This window comes from Microbispora bryophytorum (genome assembly GCF_043197435.1).
Lineage (GTDB): Bacteria > Actinomycetota > Actinomycetes > Streptosporangiales > Streptosporangiaceae > Microbispora > Microbispora bryophytorum.
This window is the reverse complement of the sequence record NZ_JBICTF010000006.1, coordinates 108,606-127,858: the sequence shown is the minus strand read 5'-3', so window position 1 is coordinate 127,858 and position 19,253 is coordinate 108,606. Positions and strand designations below refer to the sequence as shown.

Genomic DNA, 19,253 nt, shown 5'->3' with positions numbered 1-19,253 from the left:
TTCGCCGCTCTGCCTCAGGCGAGGCGTGCCGTACGCGGCCGGAGGGTGAGAAGTCCGTCGCCGGGACTGTGGTCGCCGCCACACTGGATCCGTTACAGTGCGGAACATGGTCCCATTCTACGGAACTCGCTATACCCAAGAGATGATCGGAGGACGCTGTGGCTACCGGAACCGCATCGACGCCGGGTCGGCGGACGGCCCGCCGTGCGGCGGGGGCCGCACTCGTCGGCACGCTCATCGAGTGGTACGACTTCGCGCTCTACGGGGCGGCGGCGGCCCTGATCTTCAAGGATCAGTTCTTCGGAGCTGACAACGAGCTGACCGGCCTGCTCGCCGCGTTCGCGACATTCGCCGTGGGCTACTTCGCCCGGCCGATCGGCGGCATCGTGTTCGGCCATCTCGGTGACCGGATCGGTCGCAAGCCCGTCATGATCACGACACTGCTGATCATGGGTATCTGCACAGCGCTGATCGGCACTCTGCCGACCTACGCCACTGCTGGAGTGCTGGCGCCGGTGCTGCTGGTCGCGCTGCGGGTGATTCAGGGTCTCGGGGCGGGGGCGGAGTATGCCGGCGCGATCACCCTCTCGGCTGAGGCGTCCACCCCGGGGCGACGGGGTTTCTACTCCTCCTGGTCCGGAGTCGGCCTGTGGCTGGGCAGCGCACTCGGCCTGCTGACCTTCAACGCGCTCGACGCTCTCACCGGCGATGGCTTCCTCGTCTGGGGTTGGCGCATCCCGTTCCTGGCCAGCATCATTGTTCTCGCCATCAGTCTCTACGTGCGGCTCCGAGTCACGGAGACCCGGCAACCCGGCGACGAGGCCGCGGGCGAAGCAGCCCACAAGATCCCCCTCGTGACGTTGCTGGCCACCGAGAAGCGACGACTGCTGGTCGCACTGGGGTCGAACTTCCTGCTGTCGGGCTTCACCTACATCCCCCAGGTGTGGGCGCTCAGTTACTTGACGAACAACCTCGGCATGGCCGCGGGAATCGGGCTCGCGATCAACGCGGCGATATTTCTCGTCGGGGCCCCGTTCCTGCCGTACTTCGGCAAACTCGGTGATCGGATCGGCCGCCGCAAGCTCCTGATGTTCGCCGCATGCTTCGGAATCGTCTGGACGGTCCCGATGTTCCTGCTCATCGACACCAGGAACCCGTGGCTCGTCGCGGCCGGCCTGATCATCTGCTGGGTGGGTGTGGCGTCCACCGGTGTGGCCGCGCAGGGCGCATTCCTGACCGAGCTCTTCCCCGCCGCCACCCGGTATTCCGGCATCGCGTTCGCTCGGGAAATCACCGGCGCGATCCTCGGTGGCCTGGCACCGCTGATAGCGACGGCCCTGTACGCGGGCGCCGGACACTGGTGGCCGATCGCCATCTTCATGGGCGCCAATGCTCTGATCACCCTGATCGCCGCACACCAATCGAAGCACTTCCGCTCCGACGCCGACCAGGACCGCGAGATCATGGAGCCTGTGGCAATCGGCGCTTGACTGGGCTGGTCGTCCGCACGATCAGCGGGAAAGCCACCCGCGAGGATCGTGAGCGGCCTTCCGAGCGACCATCATTCTGCGGCTTCCCCGGTTCGGGGTCCGCCTGCGAAACAGAGCCGATTACGGGACAGAGCCGATTACGGGATGGAGCCGATTACGGGATGGAGCCGTTCGCCGGACAGTCCCCACGCCGGGTCCGCATACATCCAGCTCGACGGCGACCGGCTTCAGCCCCAGCATTTCTCCGGCCGGCTCCTCACTGACCGAAGCGGCGACCCTGATCTGCCGCGAGCCGGCGCCCTGTTTGAAGCAAGCGGCCCTGTACTGCCGTGTCCCCACGGCAATACAGGGCCGTCTTTCTTCGGGGGACTACGACCGCCCCGCTGCCGGCGGCTCATGCCAGAATCTCGCTCGTGTCCCTGGCATCTCTCACCTTCAACGAATGGCGCGGCCTCGAACTCGCTGCCGCTACCCGGATCGCCGAACAGGCTGCCGCCGAGTCAGAGGGCCGCCTCGACCGGGTCGAATCAGTCGAGCACCTCGGAACCACGCTGCACCGCGTGCTGATCGAGCGCGATGGCCAGGTGTTCTCGCTGATACCCGGGGGGAAGGTCACGGTCGGCTTCGACCTGGCCGCATGGCAGCCAGCGCCCGACATGCTGGACTGCTACCGCGAGCAGAGCCTCAGCCAGGGGTACGGCTTCGACCCGGACCTGCGCGTGCACCTCGGCCAGTACCTCAGCTCGCGACGCACGGTCACCGTGCCGACGTTGCTGATGGCGGTAGAGGACGAACCACTGACTGCTCCGCCTGAGGAGATGCCGACGGCGCTGACCAGCCGCGGGCTCCGTTTGCCCCACCCCGACGAGTGGGAGCACGCCTGCGGCGCGGGGGCCGCCACCCTGTTCAGGTGGGGTGACTGGTGCCCGTTGGACCGAATTCCCTATGGCGACAAGGCCGGCCCGCAGCATCAACCCAACGCCTTCGGTCTCCGCATTGCCGACAGCGTCTACAGTGCCGAGGTCACCAGTGACCCCGACGCGATCCACGGCGGCGACGGCGGCGAGGCGGTTTGTGGTGGCTACGGCACCCTGCTGGCCTGGCTACCGCTCGCCACGGCAAATCACAACCCGAGCGTCGCCGAGTTCGTGCATGGGCCGGACGGCGAGGATATGTACGAGGACTTCTCCACCCGCCCTGTCATCGACCTACGCTGACGCAACATTATCTGCCTCCTGCCCGACGGCCGTCGGGCGATCAGCCAATGGTCTCGTGACCGATGGCCCGGAGAATGTCGCCGAGCCACACCAGCCCCCAGCCGATCACGCCGTCGTCTTCGACCATCCTTTGCAGGTTGTCCCACGACTCGGAGATCTGTCCGATGGTAAGCCCGGTCGGCTGCTCGTACGCGTTGTAAATCTCAGGTGATGGAACCGACCAGAAATATTCGTTGGAGATAGTTATCTCGGTGCGGGATTCCCCGGTTACGTGATTCATGAGCACCTCAAGCACCCGCCTGAGCTGCTCTACATCGATTCGTGTTGGCTCTGACATCGACACCTTCCACCCAACTATCCACTCAGTTTCGACGTAGTGTCGACTGCAACTCGAGTGAGCTCATGTATCTTGGCGTGCGAATGCCTCTCCAGTCGAATCTTCCGTCACCCGAGTCGCACACACCGATGTCACGCTAGCTCGGGAAATTTGCCTTGAGGGCTTTCGTAGTAGCGGGCGATGGAGGCGCGGTGAGGTAAACCACCGGGCTGGAGGTGGCGAGGCTCCAATCGGACGCCGGTGCGTCGTTCAGCGAGCGCCAGAGCACCCTCGATGTAGGAGGGATTAGTCGTCTGACCAGTTGGCCCAAGGTGCTGGAGGCATGAGGGCAAGGGCCGCCCGAGCGAGGATTCTCAGGCGCTCCCAAGTGGAATGGCATTGCAGGCAGCCCTTCGGTGCTCCAGGGCTCGGGGCCCTCCTCGGTGAGGTCGTTAGTGAGGCGGTTGATCTGGTCGAGGTAGCCCGCCACCTCGTCACTGAGTTATCGCCGTTAAGCTCCGGCTTCCGGACGACTATTGACGATGCCGAGGCGCAGGAGCACTTGTTCAGGAAGACCATGAGTGAGTGGCTGGTCGGAGTGGCGCTTCGGGGGCGCGCGGTTCGACAGCAGTGGTTGGCTCGTGGAGCTGAAGGTCACCCCCTGGTGTGTGAACCGGGGTAGTAGGGGCGACTCTCCCGTGGGCGCGGGCCGAGCACGGCGCACGCGAAAACGTTTAGTTGATCGTCAGCTTGCGAAGAGGAGGAGGAGGAGATATCCGGTCGGGCATATCGCCCAACCGCACCAGAACGACAAGGGCGGTAGGGCTGTCGGTGTCGTTGACTGTGCTCGTGTCAGCACCTTCATGGATACGGCGCCTCCCAGCACGCCGATTGCCAGAAAAGCAAGCGGCGTGTACACGAAGATAATTGGAAGTGTGTAGAGGCTGAACGTCAGTAGGAAGAGAAAGAAGGCCACGACAACATAGGCGGCTAGAGCTGCGACTACACCGGCCAGGCCCCACAACAGATGTTTTACCCGCACATTCATGATCAGATGATCCTCCTGCCCGCAAGGGGCTGCAAGATCGGCAGGGGAGCCACACGAACGTTGCGTCATGCTCGGAAGCCGACCGCCCTGCGACCGGTCTGCTCAGTTCGGGCGGGCGAGTGCAGCGACATTGCAGGGCTTTCTCGCTTGATGCGGGGCACGTGCTGACTGTGACGAGTGTGCAGGGCATGGTGCGACTGGTAAGCGGTGGGCGGCCCGAGTCGCAGCCTCGTCACGGAGTGGATGTGATGCTCGAGGTCCACGCCAGGTGCGTCGACGGGCAACGCGACGTCGCCAATCAGCGGATCATAAAAGCTCTCGACGGATGAGGCGATATGAGCACGCACTGCCGAAGGGTCTCGGTCCATGCCGAGGCCCTTCGGCGTGTTCCGGGAAGCTCGGAATCATTCCGGAAGTCGGCGGAATCCGCCTGGCGACCTGCGGAAATGCGCCCAATATCATCCCGTGTATATCCCGCACGCCTATTGGTCGGCTACGGCTTGGACCGGCCGAAGATTGCCGCTACGGCCATCACCCCGCGCGGAGCCGCGCCAGGTGGTAGTCGAGCAACGCCGCGACCTCCTTGGGCGTGTAGTGCCCGACCAGGGTGGCGTTCACGATGCCCTGCGCGAAGGCGTACAGGATGCTCGCCTCCTTGGCGGCATCCAGGTGGGCGGCGAGCTGCCCGGCGGCCTGGGCGGCCCTGATCTGCTCGGCGAAGAAGGACAGCAGGTGCGAGTACCCCATTCGCATCGCCACCGCCTGGTGGTCGTCCACCACCGAGCTGGCCTGGAACGCCAGTCCGACGCGGTTCAGGTAGCCGCGCTCGTCGTCCAGTGGCAACAGCTCCAGCACGGTGTCCCGCAGCAGGTCGAGCGGCGTGGACCGGCGCGCGGCCACGGCTGCCACCCTGTTGCCGATCCAGATCCCGATGTGTTCCAGTGCCAGCAGCAGCATCTGGTTCTTCGTCGTGACGTAGTACTGCACCGCGCCCATGGACATTCCTGCCTCGGCGGCGACTTCCCTCAGGCTGACGCTCTCCATGCCCCTGTCATGGATGATGCGGTGCACGGCCTCGGCGATGTGCCGCCGCCGGTCGTCATGATCGACAATCTTCGGCACGACCCACCACTTTCTCATGCGACTGCATGGTAAAAGCTTATCGTCTCGTTTTATCATGCGACTGCATGAGAAAAGGAGGCAGGTGACGTGGGATGCGGGTTCTGATCATAGGAGTCGGTACGCGGGGGGACGTGGCACCGTACGCGGGGTTGGGGGTGCGCTTACGCGAGGCCGGGCATGAGGTGGCCATCGCCGCGCACGAGCCGTACGCGGATCCGGTGACCGATGCGGGCCTGGAACATCTGCCGCTTCCCGGAGATCCGCTCGCCGCGTTGACCGACCGAATCTCCATCGGCGCGTTCAAGGAGTACAGCGAGCAGCTCATGGACGGCCTGACTCAGATCGCCGAGCAGCAGAAGGCGGACCTGCTCCTGCTGGGTGTGGCGGGCGCGCAGGGCTCTCACGTCGCTGAGGCGATGGGCGTGCCGAGCATGGGGGTGCACCTGCAGCCGATCGATCCCACGGGTGACTTCCCGCCGGTCATGAGCTTGTTCCAGGGGTCGCTCGGGCGGTGGGGGAACCGCAGGGCGGCCCGGCTCGCGTTCGAGGTGCCCGCCGCCGGCCCGCTGCTCGCCGGGATGAGCACGAAGATGCGGGCCCGGCTGGGGCTGCCCCCGATGACCCCGCGCGACCTCTACCGGCGCCGGGAGAGCACACGCTGGCCGGTCTTCCACGGGGTCAGCCCGCTGGTGCTGCCGCGCCCGGCCGACTGGCGGCCGGGGCTGGAGATCACGGGTTACTGGTGGCCGCTCCAGCCGCGGGACTGGCGGCCGGATCCGGTGCTGCGCGACTTCCTCGCGTCGGGGCCCACCCCGGTCTTCGTCGGCTTCGGCAGCCTGGCGGGCACGCGGGCCGAGCAGTACACGGATCTGGCCGTGCAGGCGCTGCGGCGAGCCGGGCTGCGAGGCGTACTGCAGACCGGCCTACGGGGACACATCTCGGACGACGTTCTGGCGGTCGGCGACGTACCGCACGACTGGCTTTTTCCTCGTATGGCCTCCGTCGCCCACCACTGCGGCGCCGGCACCACCGGGGCCGGGGTGCGGGCGGGCGTGCCCGCCGTGGCCGTGCCGGTCATGAACGACCAGCCGTTCTGGGCGTCCAGGCTGACGGCACTCGGCGTGGCTCCGGCCGCGATCCCGTTTCGCCGCCTGACGCCCGCGCGGCTGGCCGCCGCGCTCACCAGCGCGGTCACCGACCCGGCCTACCGGCAGCGCGCCCAGGCCCTGTCGGTCCGGGTCTCGGCAGAGGACGGCGCGGCGCCCGTCGTCGAGGCGGTGAACCGGCTCCGAGTCACCCGCGGGCCCGGCCGCCGACCAGGGTGACAGCCGCCGAACATCCATGTTGACCAGTAGAAACGGCGCTCCGGATCGGTATCACCGTAGGTACGGCAGCTCGCTCAACCTTGGTCATACGCTCGCACCGTGTCTGCCGCTTGAAGGTGTCGGTCGGTACCGGCAGCTCCAACCCGCAACCCGAGATCATCTTGCGTATATCCCGCGACTGGCGACAAACGGCGGCTCTCGGCAGCGTACGGGCTGCACATGCGATCACAGCCCGACCGAGCAAAGGCCTAGGTCAGAGGCTAAATAGGCTGGGGAGAGGAGCGCGCCCTGAGGGATTCGCACCCCCGACCGTCGGATTGGAATTGGATGACTCGTCTACCGGGCTATAGGGCCTCTGAACCGCCAAGCCGGGTGATGAAGGACGGTTGGTAGCGAAGATCATCCCGTAAATATCCGTGGGCTCAGATGCCGCGATGACTGGCGATCCCTTTGGCTTCCTGCAGCGGTGGTATGCCGCTCAGTGCGATGGCGAATGGGAGCACGCCTATGGTGTCAAGATCGATACGCTCGACAACCCAGGGTGGAACATCGCAGTGGACCTTGTCGGCACCGATCTCGAGGGCCACGCCTTCGGCTGGCGATCCCTCGACCGGACCGAGGATGACTGGATCCACATCAGAAGCGACGGCCGGCTGTTCCAGGGCGCGTGTGGTCCCTTGAACCTGGCCGAGATGGTCGCTGAGTTTGCGAAGTTCGCGACAACTCCGGCGAGTACTGGCTCCATCTGATCGGGCCGTAAGCGAGTCCGCGCTGTCATGGGAATAGCAGGGATCACGGCCGTTAGAGGCGCTGACCCGCGCGTGGGGCCGGTCATGAGCGATCGTGGTTGTCCCCTTGTCATCCTGGCGAATTGAACGACGATCAGCCTGCGACCTGGCCCTTCCCGCGTGGCGCGCACGCCCTGGCCTGCTCGGCTTGTCCCGGATCGGTGGCGGGCGGGGTGGTCAGGCCACTACCTCAGCCCATCACGACCGGCCACAGTGGGCAGGCCCTTGCCTGTGGGCCCGACGAGGGGTCCACGCGCCCGAAGCCGCCGAGCGAGCCGGCCACGGGGTGGACGTGATGCTCAGGGTCTACGCCAAGTGCCTCGACGGCCAACGCGACGTCGCCAACCAGTGAATATAGAGCGCGCTCGTCGGGTGGCCCTGTCAGTCGCCGTCCAGATGAAGCTCCAGCGCGGGATTTGCTGCGCACTCTCGGGCAAGGTCCCCGAACTCCTGGATCACCCGGATGTCTTCGGCTGTCACAGCGAAGGCTCGAAGCCGGGCAAGCTCTTCGATGAACTGCGTCATCTCAGCCGATGTCAGGATCACGCTCCCGTACGGGTCGATCCTCTCCAGCATCGGATTCACGCTGCGCCCACGGATCTGATCGACGAGGCGAACGAACGAATCATTGTGGTCCAACGCCACGGCAGCGGGCGTAAGCCTCCTGCTCTTGGGGCTGGACCCTGGTTGTTCCACCCGCATCAGCATGGCGTCGACGCCCATGATCACACCTTACGCAGGGCCCGGTTCTCCGCCGGGCCCTGCGGCGTGCTTGGGTTCGGGATCGCTCCGGAAGCTGGCGGAATCCGCCTGGTGACCTGCGGAAACGTGACCAACATCATTTCGGATATGTTCGGGAGTGGCCGCCTGGGGCTGCTTCTGGTGGCGCCCGGCTGCATGCGCGATCGCGGCGTGATCAAGCAGAAGCCCAGCTCAGAGCCCAGATGGGCTGATGATAGGAGCGCGCCCTGCAGTGTTCTGGTTCAGGACATAGGAAACGGGTGTCTCGAGACATAGGAAACCCCGGTGGAGCATGTCTCCAGAGATAGGAAACACAGAGAGTTAGGACCTGCGGGCGGTCGACAGTCGGCCCGTGTCGAAGGCCAAACTCATCATCACGGCGGTCGTCGTCGAGGGCCGCTCGCAGGCGGAGGTCGCCCGCTCCTACGGCGTGTCCAAAGGCTGGGTGTCCAAGCTCGTCGCCCGCTACCGGCAGCAGGGCGAGGGTGCCTTCGAGCCGCGATCCAGACGACCCAAGACCTCACCCACGGCGATCGACGCCGCCACGGTCGAACTGATCCTCCGCCTGCGCAAGGACCTGTCCGGCCAGGGCCTGGACGCCGGGCCGGACACCATCGCCTGGCAGCTGCTCTGCCCTGTGGTTGCGGCTCTCCGGCTGGCTCCGCCGTCGACAGCCGTGCTGGCGGGTGGGGCCGACGCGATCACGACACAATCAAGCAAAAGTCCAGGTCAGGCAGGGGATGGGCTGATGGGAGGAGCGCGCCCTGAGGGACTCGAACCCCCGACCGTCGGATTAGAAGCAAGATCGGTCGCGTGTTGGTCGTGGTAGTTTCGGGTTTCCCACTGTCGACAGATGACGTTTCATCCGCGACTCATCCGGAATTGATTACGGATCGTGGTGGATGGTGACGGTGGGTTTCGGGACATGCGAGCACACACCGAGCACGCTGATGAGTGTCAATTCACCGGGCGGCCATGATCCCATGCTGTCGTGAAAAGGAGCAGGGCGTAGTCATACATGAGACCCGGGCGGCGTGCGATGAGACAGGGAGAGTTCCGGCCGTGCTCCGCATGCTGGTAGATGGTTAGGAAAGCGACATTGTCCGTGACGATGACCCGATGCACGTTGGGCAGGTCATAGAACCGCAGCGAGACGTTTGGACGGTGCCGGGCGATCTCACTGATGTAGGCAGCGTTGATGTGTACCTGTTCGGCGAGCAGGCCCGGGGCGAAACCCAAGTCAACGCGACGCATCTCATCCTCTCGTCTGACGAGCCAGGAGTCGGGGCCGAGGTCGGCGTCGGGCAGGAGCACCTGTACAGAATCGAGACCCCTGCCCGCGTTTTCCCAGACGGCGGTGAATCCGTCGCGCGTCAATTCGTTTCCGCGTCCAGCGAGGACACGCACCCACCGCGCACGGGCCAACTCAGTCTCCAGATCCTGAGAGGCCAGGCGTTGACGTGCTAAGACGCGACGTACGCCCAGGCCCGTCAGACGGGAGAGGAGCGCGATCGGCCACTGGCGGGAACGCATGGAGAAGGCCCAGCCTCCAGCGACGGTGAGTGCGGTCGCGAGGAGGGAGCTCACCACGCCGAGCGTGAACGCATCCATGTTCGTCTCCTTCATCGACGGCGGCCAGGAGGAGGCAGAGTGTCACTTCTTGTCGATCGGGAGATAGGGAAGCAGGCTGCGCAGGACCGTGGCAGCGTGTCGTGCGGCGATGTCGTGGTTGTCGTCGTTTTTGCTCGGGCTGGCGTCGTCGGAGATCCCGCGCACGATGGCCCAGCCGCGTACCGCCTGGGGCCCGTCCTGTTCGTGGAAGGCCTGGGTGAGGCCACCGGCTTCCATGTCCACGGCGAGGATCTTGTCGTTGAAGGCTCTGAGGTACCGGATAATCTCTGATTCGGCATCTGCGATCACCGCGTCACCTGAGCCGATTGGCCCATTGTGCACCAGGTAGTCACGCCTAATGCCGCTGCCGTAGGTGGCCTGGAATTTGGCCGGTTCACCGTAGTCGGTGAAGAAGGAGTTGACGGCGTGGCCGATCGGGGCGGGGGCTTCCCGCTCCTCACCTCTGCGCCGCGGCCCGTCCGGGGTTTCCTTGCGCAGGTCGTAGTAGACGACCCGGGTGGTTACGACGACGTCGCCGATCGCGGTGTCCTTGTGGATGCCTCCGCCGATACCGGTCAGCACGACGACGGCGGGGTTGTAGTGCCGCCGCAGGTGATCGAAGGCCATAACGGTCGACCGCTGCCCCTGGGACAGGGCGCGGATCGCGGCGATCCGAGTGATCGTCCCCCGGACGTCTACGGCTCCCTCGAAGAAGGGAAGCCCGCCGGTCTGGACGCGCCGCAGGCCGAGCACTTCGTGGACCGCGCCGGCCTCCTTGCCAAGGATGGTGATCACTCCTACGTCGGCACGTTCGGCGTCCGGCGGTGCCATTTCGCGGGCCGGTACGTTCACCGTCGCCCCGTGTCCGACTGCAGACTGGCTGATGTCCATGGAACCTCCGTAGTTGACGATGCCGCTGTTGCCGTTCATCGTTCTCCCTCATCGCTTGTCGAGGACTGTTCGGTGTTCTTGTCGGGCTCGCGGGCGTCCGGGCGGACCTGGGCCTTGGTGCCGATCGCCGACTGTTTGATCTCGGTCTTTCCGCCCATGTTGAGCACGCCCGTGTTGATGATGCTGTCCGCTTTCTTCTTGAACGCGGAGGTATCGAGCTTGTGTTTTTCGAGGAAGTCTTCGGTCGCCTTGAGTAGACGCTGTTCGATGAGTTTCATATGGTCGTGGATCGTGACCTCGTCCAGCTGTGCGTGCTTCCACGGGGTTGACTTCTCCTCGCGGATGCTCAGCTGGGGGCCGATGGCCATCCCGCGCCGTGGTTTCAGCATGCGATTCTTTCGGGCGCGTACGGCACCGATTAGGAGCAGGGGAGCCTCGACAAGACGCCACATTTCTGCCACTTGGGACGGAAGGTCGAACAGTCCGCGCAAGGTGGAGCGCATCACCGCGCTTGTCCCGCTCTCCGCGAAGGCGTTGAGCACCTGGTAGTCGACGGGGGTTCGTGTCAGCGCGCATGTGGCGAAGTCGAGACTGAGCGCCCGGCCCTTGACGGTCACCCGGAGGAAGACCGTGGTGACCAGCTCTCCGGCGACGTTGGCGCCGATCTCCAGAAAGTGGTGAACGCGGTCGTAGGGATCATTGATGGTCTTGTCTATGTCGTTCTGATTAGGCCGCTTCCTGAGCCATTCGGGGCTTGGTAGTACGTCGGATTCTGCTATGTACAGCCGGTCGCGCATGGAGAACCCGCGTAACCCGGTCGGATCGTCACTGTCCCCCATGGGCGCCATGGCCTTCTTCAGGTGGGCGACGAGTTCGTGGGTCTCGAAGGGGGCTTTGGGATATTCGCGCTCCTCCATCGACGTGTGTTCCAGGGGATTCTCCAGGCCTTTCGCCGATCGCATCAGCTGGATCGTGAGCGGGGGAAGCCATCGGTGCACGAGCTCGCCGCTGCCCACGAACGGGCTCCGGGCCTCGTCGATCAGTTCGAAGGTGAATCTCTCCGGGTCTGCTTCAGGCTCCGGTGGCGAGGGCCTGCGGTAGACCACGTAGGGGTGAGACTGTTGATCATGGATCGCTTGTTGCCGTAGGGTGAGTTTCCGCGGTCGCAATGAGGCAGCATGGTGCATTCGATTGAGGCATATCCGCTCGGCTGCACCCTTTCCGCCCACCACGAGGGCGATCAGCAGCGCGAAGAGTGCCGTCGCTCTCGTCATCTCGCCTAGCGGAATGCGGGAGAACCCGGCCATGAGGGGTGGCGTCATGGCGAGGACGACGCATCCGACACCACTGAGGCGGAGAAGACGCGTCTGCTGCCGCAACTCGTCCGATTCGCTTCTCCACCTCGTCCGATGTAGCCACTTGTCTGTTGCTGCTTTTGCCCGGAGCGGCAGCACCGTGCGGGCGCTCCTGATCACCAGGCGGGCCATGAACCAGAATCCGAGTCCGCTGACGACGGAGAGGGCGGCCGGCGCATTGACGGCGCAACCGAGGGCGAAAACCATCAGGACGCACAGATGTTGAGCCGTTTCTAGGCCCCAGGCCCACCATGCGTGTCTGACGACGGGCACGAGGTCGAAGCCGTATGACGGAGCGATCATGTGCGCCGTGTCGTTGTGCACCTGCCGAAGGACGATGCCGCGGAAGGTGCGGTCGAAGTGCACGCCCGCGCAGAGGTGCCGGGTGGCGGCATCTTTCCTCAGGGCCCCGTCGTGCCGGTCCTTGTCTGGTGCCGTTCCCAATCGGGCCATGCCGCCCTCCTGCACTCCTGTTTAGGTCGAATTGACCATAAGTCGCCCCGTTGGTTCAAGTCAAGGTGACCTTTAGCTAGGGTGGGATCGTGTCAGAAAGGTCCAGCCGACGTCCGCCGGCATCGGTCACTATGACGGTGGACCTGGTGATCTTCACTGTCAGGCAGGACGAACTGCAGGTCCTGCTGATTGAGCGCGGCAACGAGCCCTACCGGCGCTGTGCTGCGCTGCCAGGCGGTTTCGTTCGCGACGGCGAGACCCTAGATGAGGCAGCACTGCGGGAACTGCGGGAGGAGACCGCGCTCGACGGTCGGAAACTGCATCTGGAGCAGTTGCACGCCTACAGTGACCCGGAGCGCGACCCGCGGGGCAGGATAATCACGGTGGCCTATCTGGCACTTGGGCCCGACCTGCCACTGCCCGTCGCAGGCACGGATGCCGCAGCGGCGCAATGGATGCCTGTCTCAACCGCTCTCGGAGGTGGCATGCCGCTAGCCTTCGATCATGCTGCGATACTCCGCGATGGACTGGAGCGGGCCAGGTGGCAGCTTGAACATACGACGGTAGCCGCGGCGTTCTGCCCCGAACCTTTCACCGTCGGCGACCTGCGCCGCATCTACGAAGCTGTATGGGGATTCAAGCTCGACCCGAGTAACTTCCGCAGGAAGGTGACACGAACGGACGGGTTTCTTGAACCCACAGGTGAGCGCCGCTTTCCCGAAGTTGGCCGTCCTGCGGCCCTTTATCGAAGAGGAGTCGCGTCGCTGTTGATCCCTCCATTGCTGCGATCGAGTGAGGTTCCGGTCGGTCATTGAGCGTCCTCAGGCTGATCCGGGTACGCGAGAATATGGGTCTGGAGTCGACCACCGGAGTGACGATGAGCCCTCGGCCGGCAGGTGAGGCCGACAAGGTCGGCAATCGATATGAGAGCGCCTGGACCGTTCAGCACCTCCTGTATGTGCTGCAAGGCGGTGCCGAATCGATCACAGTCGAGGATGTCGGCGAGCGAGCCGAGGGTGCCGAATTCACCCTCCGGCGGGCCGGGGCGATCGAGGTCCACCAGGTCAAGCGTCAGCAGGGGAATGCCAACGCTTGGACGGTGGCATCACTGCGGGCTAAGGGAATCTGGGCCGCAGCTGCACGACACGCGGAGGCCGGGCGGCACTTCCACTTCGTGTCGACGATCCCGGCCCGGCCCGTGCAGGAGCTGAGTGACCGGGTCAGGCGCTCGGGGAGCCCAGCCGAGTTCCTGGAGCACTGGCTCTCTGACGACCTCCGCGCGCCGTTCGACGAGCTCGCGTCGGCTAACGTCTTCGGGTCGGTGGAGACGGCCTGGAAGACGCTACGACTGCTGTGGGTTGAGTGGTACGACGAACAGAACCTTGCCCGGACGAATGCTGCGCTGGCAGGGCTTCTCCTGCAGGGTGCTCCCGGCGAACTCGCCGCCGCGGGCCTGGGGGATCTGGTCGTTCAGAATCTGGGCGTCCGGCTCGACTCCGCCGCGATCGCGGCGCGTCTGGACGCGTATGGCCTGCGGCGAGCTATCACGAGGCCCGAGGATCGCCTGGGTGCGCGAGTACGCGCTCTCACTGCGGGATGGATCGACGGTATCGGGCGTCAGCTCGTGCGGCCGTTCATTCCCAGGACGGAGGCCAATGAGCTGGTGGAGCTCCTCAGCGGCTCGGATCGACTCTTCCTGGTGACGGGCCCGGCGGGGGGTGGGAAGAGTTCGGCGCTGTATGAGGTGGCGTCGAACCTGGGCATCCCGGCGCTCGGCTTCCGGCTGGACCGTCTCGACGCTTTCTCTTCGACGAGTGGGCTCGGGGAGCTCCTGGATCTCGGGAACTCACCGGTGAGCGCGCTTGCGGCGGTGGCTGGTGACGCACCGTGCGTCCTGATCGTCGACCAGCTCGATGCGGTCAGCCTGCTATCGGGCCGGATGCCGAAGAGTTTCGAGGTGATCGCCGACCTGGTCCATGAGGCGTCGGCCTTTCCGGAGATGCGAGTCGTGCTTGCTTGCCGCAAGTTCGACGCAGATCATGATCATCGCATCCGTGCTCTTGCCGACGACGTCCGCGCGCGGCGGGTGGAGGTGGCGGAGCTTTCTGACGCGCAGGTGGCGAAGTCCGTGGCCGACATGGGCCTCGACGGGGCGAGGCTCAGCGAGCCGCAGCGGCGGTTGCTCCGAGTGCCGCTGAACCTGGCCCTGCTGAAGAGCGTCGGTGCCGAGGCCCTCTCTTTTGAGACGACGCGTCAGCTCTTCGACGCCTTCTGGCGGCGGAAGCTCCTAGAGTGCAGGCAGCGGAACGACTCCGTACGCTTCCAGAAAGTCGTCACGACGCTGACCGAGGCTATGAGTGAGCGTCAGCGGCTCTACGTCCCGAGCGCGGTGCTTGACGAGGACGAGTTGGCGGTCGATGCCGACATCTTGTTGTCAGAGCATGTGCTCGTGCGGGATGGCCAGCACATCGCCTTCTTCCACGAGAGCTTCTTTGACCATGCCTTCGCCCGAGGCTGGGTCACGCGCGACCAGAAGCTGGTCGACTTTCTGGCTGGCGGAGAGCAGGAGCTATTCCGGCGCGCCCAGGTCCGGCAGATCATGAACCATCTCCGTGAGCTCGATCAGGAACGCTTTGTCCGCGAGATGCGAGAGCTGTTGCTGGCTCCGACCGTGCGGTACCACCTCAAGGAGGTGGCGCTGGTGCTGCTGGGCGAGCTTTCCGCGCCGACCGCCTTGGAGTGCGCTTCGGTCGTTGAAGTCCTGCAGACATGTCCGCGCTTCGCCGACCGGCTCTGGCTCGCGCTGCGCACCGGTGATTGGTTTTGGCGGTTCGACGATGAGGGCCTGGTCGAGGAGTGGCTGATCGGGTCGGACGATGCGTTCCGCACGCGCGCGGTCGAGATCATGGGCGGCGGCGTCAGGAAGCATCCAAATCGCGTGGCCGAGATCCTCGGTGCGTACACGGCGGCCGAGGCGTATCCAGGGTGGCTGCGCTGGATCGTACTGGCAGCCTCGGTGGCAGACAGCCGAGCTCTATTCGACTTGGTCCTGTCGGCCGTACGTCAAGGCCACTACGCGAGGGCGGAGCGCGACCTGTGGATTTCCGTCCACGAGCTCGGGGAACGGCGACCAGAGTGGGCGCTGGAGCTCATGGCAGCGCATCTCGAAAGGCCAGACGCGCTGGCCCTCAACAGCGAGGGCAAGGTGTCCGCCTTAACGAACGGTGACCACAGCGCGCTCGAACTCCTGCGCGTGGGGGCGCAGAACGCTCCGGAACTGTTCTGTAGATTGTTCCTGCCCTACATGCAGCGGGTGATGGCCATGACCGGGAAAGTCGGTGATCGGCCTGTCAGGGATCCCCACTTCGGCTTCCGCCTTCCCGACAAGACTGAGCGTAATCTCGATGACGTGCTGCTGTACCAGGCGGCCGCCGCGATAAAGTCCGTCGCTGGATCCGATCCCGGTACGGCGAAGACTTTCCTCGAAGAACTGGTCGATGATCCACATGACGCAGCGCAGTGGCTCCTGTACCAGGGTCTGGCCGCGGCTGGTGAAGAGCTCGCTTCCTGGGCGGCGGAGATCATGCTTGAAGGCCCGTACCGATTCCTGAGCGGGTACGTGTCCGACTCGCTATGGACCGCCCGTGAGGTCCTCCTCGCGATCAGTACATCGCTTCAGAGTGAGGTGTTTGCTCGCCTCGAGACGGCCGTCCTAGGCTTCTCTCTCCCGCATGCGAGGCAGAATTCAGGCCCGTACGTGTTCACGCTGCTCTCGGCGATGGAGGCCGGCCCGCTGTCCGACCTCGGCCGCAGGCGCTTGGCCGAGCTGCGCAGGGCATACAGAACGGACCAGCCTCCCCAGCCCAGGGGCATGCGGGCTGGCGGTCTCCGGTCACCGATCCGGGCCGAGGCCGCCGAACGGATGACGGACGACCAGTGGCTTCGTGCCATGACCAAGCACGCCGAAGACAACTCCGACTGGCAGACCTTCACTGGAGGCGCATCTTCACTCGCTCAGGTCCTGCAGGAAAAGGTTGCACAGGACCCGGTACGGTTCGCTCGGCTGGCTCTGCGGCTGACGCGCGAGATGAATCCCGCCTACGCGAACGCCGTCCTCATGGGACTTCGCGAGGCCGACCGGCCGGAGCACGCGGCGCCGATCTTCGACGCCGTTCGTCATATCGCCCAGCTGCGCAGGACTGAGAACGACCGCTGGTTGAGCTGGCCGCTGAGCAAGCACCTGGCTGCGGTCCCGCCGGACATCATCGAGATCCTCGTCGACCGTGCGACCAGCTCTCCTGATCCGGCCACCGACCGTGTGCACCACTCCGACGGTGCACACGACGGCGACGAGAACCTCCATATGGCCGCGATCAACTGCGCCAGGGGTATTGCCGCCCAAGCGTTGGCGGACATCCTCAGCTATGACGCCGACGGCTCACGCACAGCGCTCGTCCTTCCTCACCTAGATGTGATCGCCACCGACCGGACAGTAACCGTCCGCCCCTGCGCTGCCTATCTTGTGCATGCGGCCCTACGGCATGCTCGACCGCAGGCCATGCACGCGTTCCAGCTCCTGATCGACACCGATGACCTGCTTCTGGCCACACAGCCGATGGAAGGCTTGATGATCCGCCTCGGCAATGAGGATCCCGAAGTCGTCCGACCAGTGGTCGAACGTATGTTGCGTTCGGCTACCTTCGAGACCAGGGCGGCGGGAGGACGAATCGCCGCGTTTGCCGCCATGCAATGGGGCATGCCGGAGCTACTTGACGCGGTGTTGAACAGTCACGACCTCGCTCAGCGAAAAGGCGCGGCAGGCGTCTGCGCACACCGGCTGTCGAACACCTCCGATACCGCGACAGCCGAGCGAGCCCTCGATCCGTTCTTTGACGATCCTGAAAAAGAGGTGCGCGAAGCCGCCGCCGAGATCGCGGCCGCCCTACGTGCGTCGCGGCTGCGGCCGTTTCGTAGGACCCTCATCCGCCTCCTCCATTCGGCCGCGTTCGAACCTGCCCTGCCCCAGCTTCTGATCACGATCGAGCAGGCACCGGATCGGGTGGACGATCTTGCGCTGGCCTGTGCCCGGCGCTTCATCGAGGTACATGGCGCGCAGGCGGGGGACATCAGGTTCGGGGCTGCAGCCGACGCGCAGTCCGTCAGTGAACTGCTAATCAGGGCCTACGCCCAGGCGCCGGCGGTGGGATTCCGGCGGCAGATCCTCGATCTGCTGGACGAGCTCTTGCTCCTCGACGCCTACGGCATCGCCGAGGTCATCAGCGCGTCTGAGCGCTAACCGATCGTTGCGTCATCGGCCTTCCGTTCGAAAGGCGCGTAGCAGGCGGGCGCACAGTTCTTCTGCGATGTCCCGAGGGTCAGAGAGGAGGTGCGCGAAAGGCAGGGCATCGTCTGCCGGTACGCGTACGGGCATCGGCCACATCCGAAGGGCGGCTCTCGTCCGCGGAAGGTCAGACACGCGGCCTTCCGCGATGGCGTGGCTCCGGGTGAGACCGGCCGCGAGGCCTACCTCCGCGGAGATCGGCGTTTCGATTTTGACGAGTAGCGCCAGCAGGGCCGTCAGACGGTCGAGGAGGTCCGCCGGGTCCAGCACAGCCCCCAGCATGTCCTTCGGAAGCGGCTGCCAGACTGAGCGCTGACCGTCACGCGTGACCGCCAGCCCGGCCCCGGACGGTGCGACGACCACCGCCGGATCCGAGATCCGCAGCCCCTCTGTCACTGCGAATAGACGCTCTGCACGCCCCAGAGCCGCGAGTTCGTCCTTGAGCGCAGCCAACCTGCGGGCCTCCAACCGTCGGGTCCTGTCAGCTGGAACGACGTGCAACTCCAGCGTGGCCGATATGGTCGAGTTCTCGAGGCCGAGCTCGGATAGCCAGGAGGTCGGCAGGGCCTCGCCCAGCGGCCTCCAGATGGTCTCGACGCCTGCCCCCGCGCTCGGTACGGTGCTTTCGGCCGGGGCATCCGCGACAGCGTCCTCGGCGGTCGCCAGGTCCTTGAGGAATGCGGCTGCGAAGGCCGCGGCGTGCGAGGCCGCTCGGGGCTGGAGCCCCGCCGCGTCGCTGAGGTGCTTCTCGCCGTCGGCTTTGTCGCTGATCCCCCGGATCGTAAGGACGGGCAGTGACTCGTTGAGATGAGCTGCGATCCCAGTACCGGCGCTCTCCATCTCAATGGCGGCCGCATCGTCATAGTGCGTCCGCAACTGGGTGGCGAGCGCCGAGTTGCGCGAGTTGAGGACGACTTCGCCCGCCGCGATCGGCTTGAAGTGCACCGCGGGCTTGACCGACGAGGGCAGTAGGTCTATCCACTCGCCTCGCACGTCCACCATCCGTGCGACCTGCTCCAACCGGTGCGCCGCGCCCCAGCCGCGTGGACGCGCCCGAAACCCCGCGTCGTCCTCTTTACCGCCGTGATAGCCGTGCACCCACGTCGCCACCACCACGTCGCCGAGCTCGATGTCGTCCTTGAGTCCTCCGGCGATGCCAACGACGAGCAACGCTCGCGGATTGAACGAGGCGATGGCCCGTTCGGCCAGCACCGCCGCGTTCATGTTGCCCTCGCCCGTCAGCATCATCGCTACCTGCCACGGAGCTCCGGGTACCGTCCCCACTTCGAAGGAGGTGCCTTCCGGATGCCACCGTTGCTGGAGGTCGACGAGCTGTGCCCGCATCGCCTTGTACTCAAGGTTCATGGGAGTGATCACGACCACTGTTTTGTTTTCGTGCACACTTCACCTTCGTCGGATGGCTTGGGTCCTTGATTATCCTCCTGTGTCAGCCTCGGGTGCGCGGCGTCGACGCTGCTCCGGCACTGGCTCTTGACCCGGGCAGGAGCCGCCGGAGCGCTGACCCGCCATATCCAGTTGGCGCGGGTCAGGCGGG

At 65.3% G+C, this 19,253-nt stretch carries 15 protein-coding genes; 7 read left to right on the top strand and 8 right to left on the bottom strand.

Going from position 1 to position 19,253, the window contains the following annotated elements; all coding sequences use genetic code 11:
• Positions 1-158 precede the first annotated feature (158 nt).
• Both ACGFIB_RS21455 and ACGFIB_RS21450 read left to right on the top strand, forming a co-directional pair.
• Positions 159-1,490 (top strand): MFS transporter, encoded by a 1,332-nt coding sequence (locus tag ACGFIB_RS21455; RefSeq protein WP_393374306.1) that lies wholly within the window; start codon positions 159-161, stop codon positions 1,488-1,490.
• 413 nt (positions 1,491-1,903) lie between these two features.
• Positions 1,904-2,707: a hypothetical protein gene (locus ACGFIB_RS21450; RefSeq protein ID WP_393374303.1), complete on the top strand. Its 804-nt coding sequence runs from the start codon at positions 1,904-1,906 to the stop codon at positions 2,705-2,707.
• A gap of 40 nt (positions 2,708-2,747) precedes the next feature.
• On the opposite strand, the gene ACGFIB_RS21445 is transcribed toward ACGFIB_RS21450, so the two are convergent.
• The 3 genes from ACGFIB_RS21445 to ACGFIB_RS21435 form a co-directional block, all read right to left on the bottom strand.
• A complete protein-coding gene (locus tag ACGFIB_RS21445; RefSeq protein ID WP_357263629.1) occupies positions 2,748-3,044 on the bottom strand; it encodes a hypothetical protein in 297 nt (98 codons plus the stop codon).
• A 724-nt stretch (positions 3,045-3,768) separates the two neighbouring features.
• A complete protein-coding gene (locus tag ACGFIB_RS21440) occupies positions 3,769-4,140 on the bottom strand; it encodes a hypothetical protein (RefSeq protein ID WP_357263632.1) in 372 nt (123 codons plus the stop codon).
• A gap of 462 nt (positions 4,141-4,602) precedes the next feature.
• Positions 4,603-5,211, bottom strand: coding sequence for a TetR/AcrR family transcriptional regulator (locus tag ACGFIB_RS21435; protein WP_393374299.1), 609 nt, complete (start codon positions 5,209-5,211; stop codon positions 4,603-4,605).
• 74 nt (positions 5,212-5,285) lie between these two features.
• Between ACGFIB_RS21435 and ACGFIB_RS21430 the strand changes: the two genes are divergently transcribed.
• A complete protein-coding gene (locus ACGFIB_RS21430; RefSeq protein ID WP_393374296.1) occupies positions 5,286-6,518 on the top strand; it encodes a glycosyltransferase in 1,233 nt (410 codons plus the stop codon).
• A 434-nt stretch (positions 6,519-6,952) separates the two neighbouring features.
• Complete coding sequence (locus ACGFIB_RS21425; protein ID WP_393374293.1) at positions 6,953-7,267, top strand: immunity 53 family protein; 315 nt, start codon at positions 6,953-6,955, stop codon at positions 7,265-7,267.
• Positions 7,268-7,687: 420 nt separating this feature from the next.
• Here the strand turns inward: ACGFIB_RS21425 and ACGFIB_RS21420 are convergent, their stop codons facing one another.
• The gene (locus ACGFIB_RS21420; RefSeq protein WP_393374291.1) at positions 7,688-8,029 is read right to left on the bottom strand and encodes a hypothetical protein; all 342 of its coding nucleotides are present in this window, start codon (positions 8,027-8,029) and stop codon (positions 7,688-7,690) included.
• A 370-nt stretch (positions 8,030-8,399) separates the two neighbouring features.
• On the opposite strand from ACGFIB_RS21420, the gene ACGFIB_RS21415 reads away from it, so the two are divergent.
• Positions 8,400-8,876: a helix-turn-helix domain-containing protein gene (locus ACGFIB_RS21415; RefSeq protein WP_357263647.1), complete on the top strand. Its 477-nt coding sequence runs from the start codon at positions 8,400-8,402 to the stop codon at positions 8,874-8,876.
• 128 nt (positions 8,877-9,004) lie between these two features.
• On the opposite strand, the gene ACGFIB_RS21410 is transcribed toward ACGFIB_RS21415, so the two are convergent.
• Genes ACGFIB_RS21410 through ACGFIB_RS21400 form a run of 3 tightly spaced genes read right to left on the bottom strand, consistent with a single transcriptional unit; the run spans position 9,005 to position 12,357 of the window.
• Positions 9,005-9,658 (bottom strand): hypothetical protein, encoded by a 654-nt coding sequence (locus ACGFIB_RS21410; protein WP_357263650.1) that lies wholly within the window; start codon positions 9,656-9,658, stop codon positions 9,005-9,007.
• A 42-nt stretch (positions 9,659-9,700) separates the two neighbouring features.
• Positions 9,701-10,588, bottom strand: coding sequence for a 5'-methylthioadenosine/S-adenosylhomocysteine nucleosidase family protein (locus ACGFIB_RS21405; RefSeq protein WP_357263652.1), 888 nt, complete (start codon positions 10,586-10,588; stop codon positions 9,701-9,703).
• Complete coding sequence (locus ACGFIB_RS21400) at positions 10,585-12,357, bottom strand: hypothetical protein (RefSeq protein ID WP_357263655.1); 1,773 nt, start codon at positions 12,355-12,357, stop codon at positions 10,585-10,587. The genes ACGFIB_RS21405 and ACGFIB_RS21400 overlap by 4 nt, the downstream gene beginning before the upstream one ends.
• A gap of 131 nt (positions 12,358-12,488) precedes the next feature.
• On the opposite strand from ACGFIB_RS21400, the gene ACGFIB_RS21395 reads away from it, so the two are divergent.
• Together ACGFIB_RS21395 and ACGFIB_RS21390 are read left to right on the top strand one after the other, a co-directional pair.
• Positions 12,489-13,172, top strand: a complete 684-nt coding sequence (locus ACGFIB_RS21395) for an NUDIX hydrolase (RefSeq protein WP_357263658.1) — start codon at positions 12,489-12,491, stop codon at positions 13,170-13,172.
• Entirely contained in the window at positions 13,169-17,653 is a 4,485-nt protein-coding gene (locus ACGFIB_RS21390; RefSeq protein ID WP_393374286.1) for an NACHT domain-containing protein, read from the top strand. The genes ACGFIB_RS21395 and ACGFIB_RS21390 overlap by 4 nt, the downstream gene beginning before the upstream one ends.
• Positions 17,654-17,665: 12 nt before the next feature.
• On the opposite strand, the gene ACGFIB_RS21385 is transcribed toward ACGFIB_RS21390, so the two are convergent.
• Positions 17,666-19,099, bottom strand: a complete 1,434-nt coding sequence (locus tag ACGFIB_RS21385; protein ID WP_357263667.1) for a 5'-methylthioadenosine/S-adenosylhomocysteine nucleosidase — start codon at positions 19,097-19,099, stop codon at positions 17,666-17,668.
• Between the last annotated feature and the right edge of the window lie 154 nt (positions 19,100-19,253).

Coding starts and splice junctions, on each gene's coding strand:
- ACGFIB_RS21445 (WP_357263629.1), bottom strand. CDS start 3,044: ATGTCAGAGCCAACACGAATCGATGTAGAGCAGCTCAGGCGGGTGCTT.
- ACGFIB_RS21440 (WP_357263632.1), bottom strand. CDS start 4,140: ATGACGCAACGTTCGTGTGGCTCCCCTGCCGATCTTGCAGCCCCTTGC.
- ACGFIB_RS21435 (WP_393374299.1), bottom strand. CDS start 5,211: ATGAGAAAGTGGTGGGTCGTGCCGAAGATTGTCGATCATGACGACCGG.
- ACGFIB_RS21430 (WP_393374296.1), top strand. CDS start 5,286: ATGCGGGTTCTGATCATAGGAGTCGGTACGCGGGGGGACGTGGCACCG.
- ACGFIB_RS21425 (WP_393374293.1), top strand. CDS start 6,953: ATGACTGGCGATCCCTTTGGCTTCCTGCAGCGGTGGTATGCCGCTCAG.
- ACGFIB_RS21420 (WP_393374291.1), bottom strand. CDS start 8,029: ATGGGCGTCGACGCCATGCTGATGCGGGTGGAACAACCAGGGTCCAGC.
- ACGFIB_RS21410 (WP_357263650.1), bottom strand. CDS start 9,658: ATGGATGCGTTCACGCTCGGCGTGGTGAGCTCCCTCCTCGCGACCGCA.
- ACGFIB_RS21405 (WP_357263652.1), bottom strand. CDS start 10,588: ATGAACGGCAACAGCGGCATCGTCAACTACGGAGGTTCCATGGACATC.
- ACGFIB_RS21400 (WP_357263655.1), bottom strand. CDS start 12,357: ATGGCCCGATTGGGAACGGCACCAGACAAGGACCGGCACGACGGGGCC.
- ACGFIB_RS21395 (WP_357263658.1), top strand. CDS start 12,489: ATGACGGTGGACCTGGTGATCTTCACTGTCAGGCAGGACGAACTGCAG.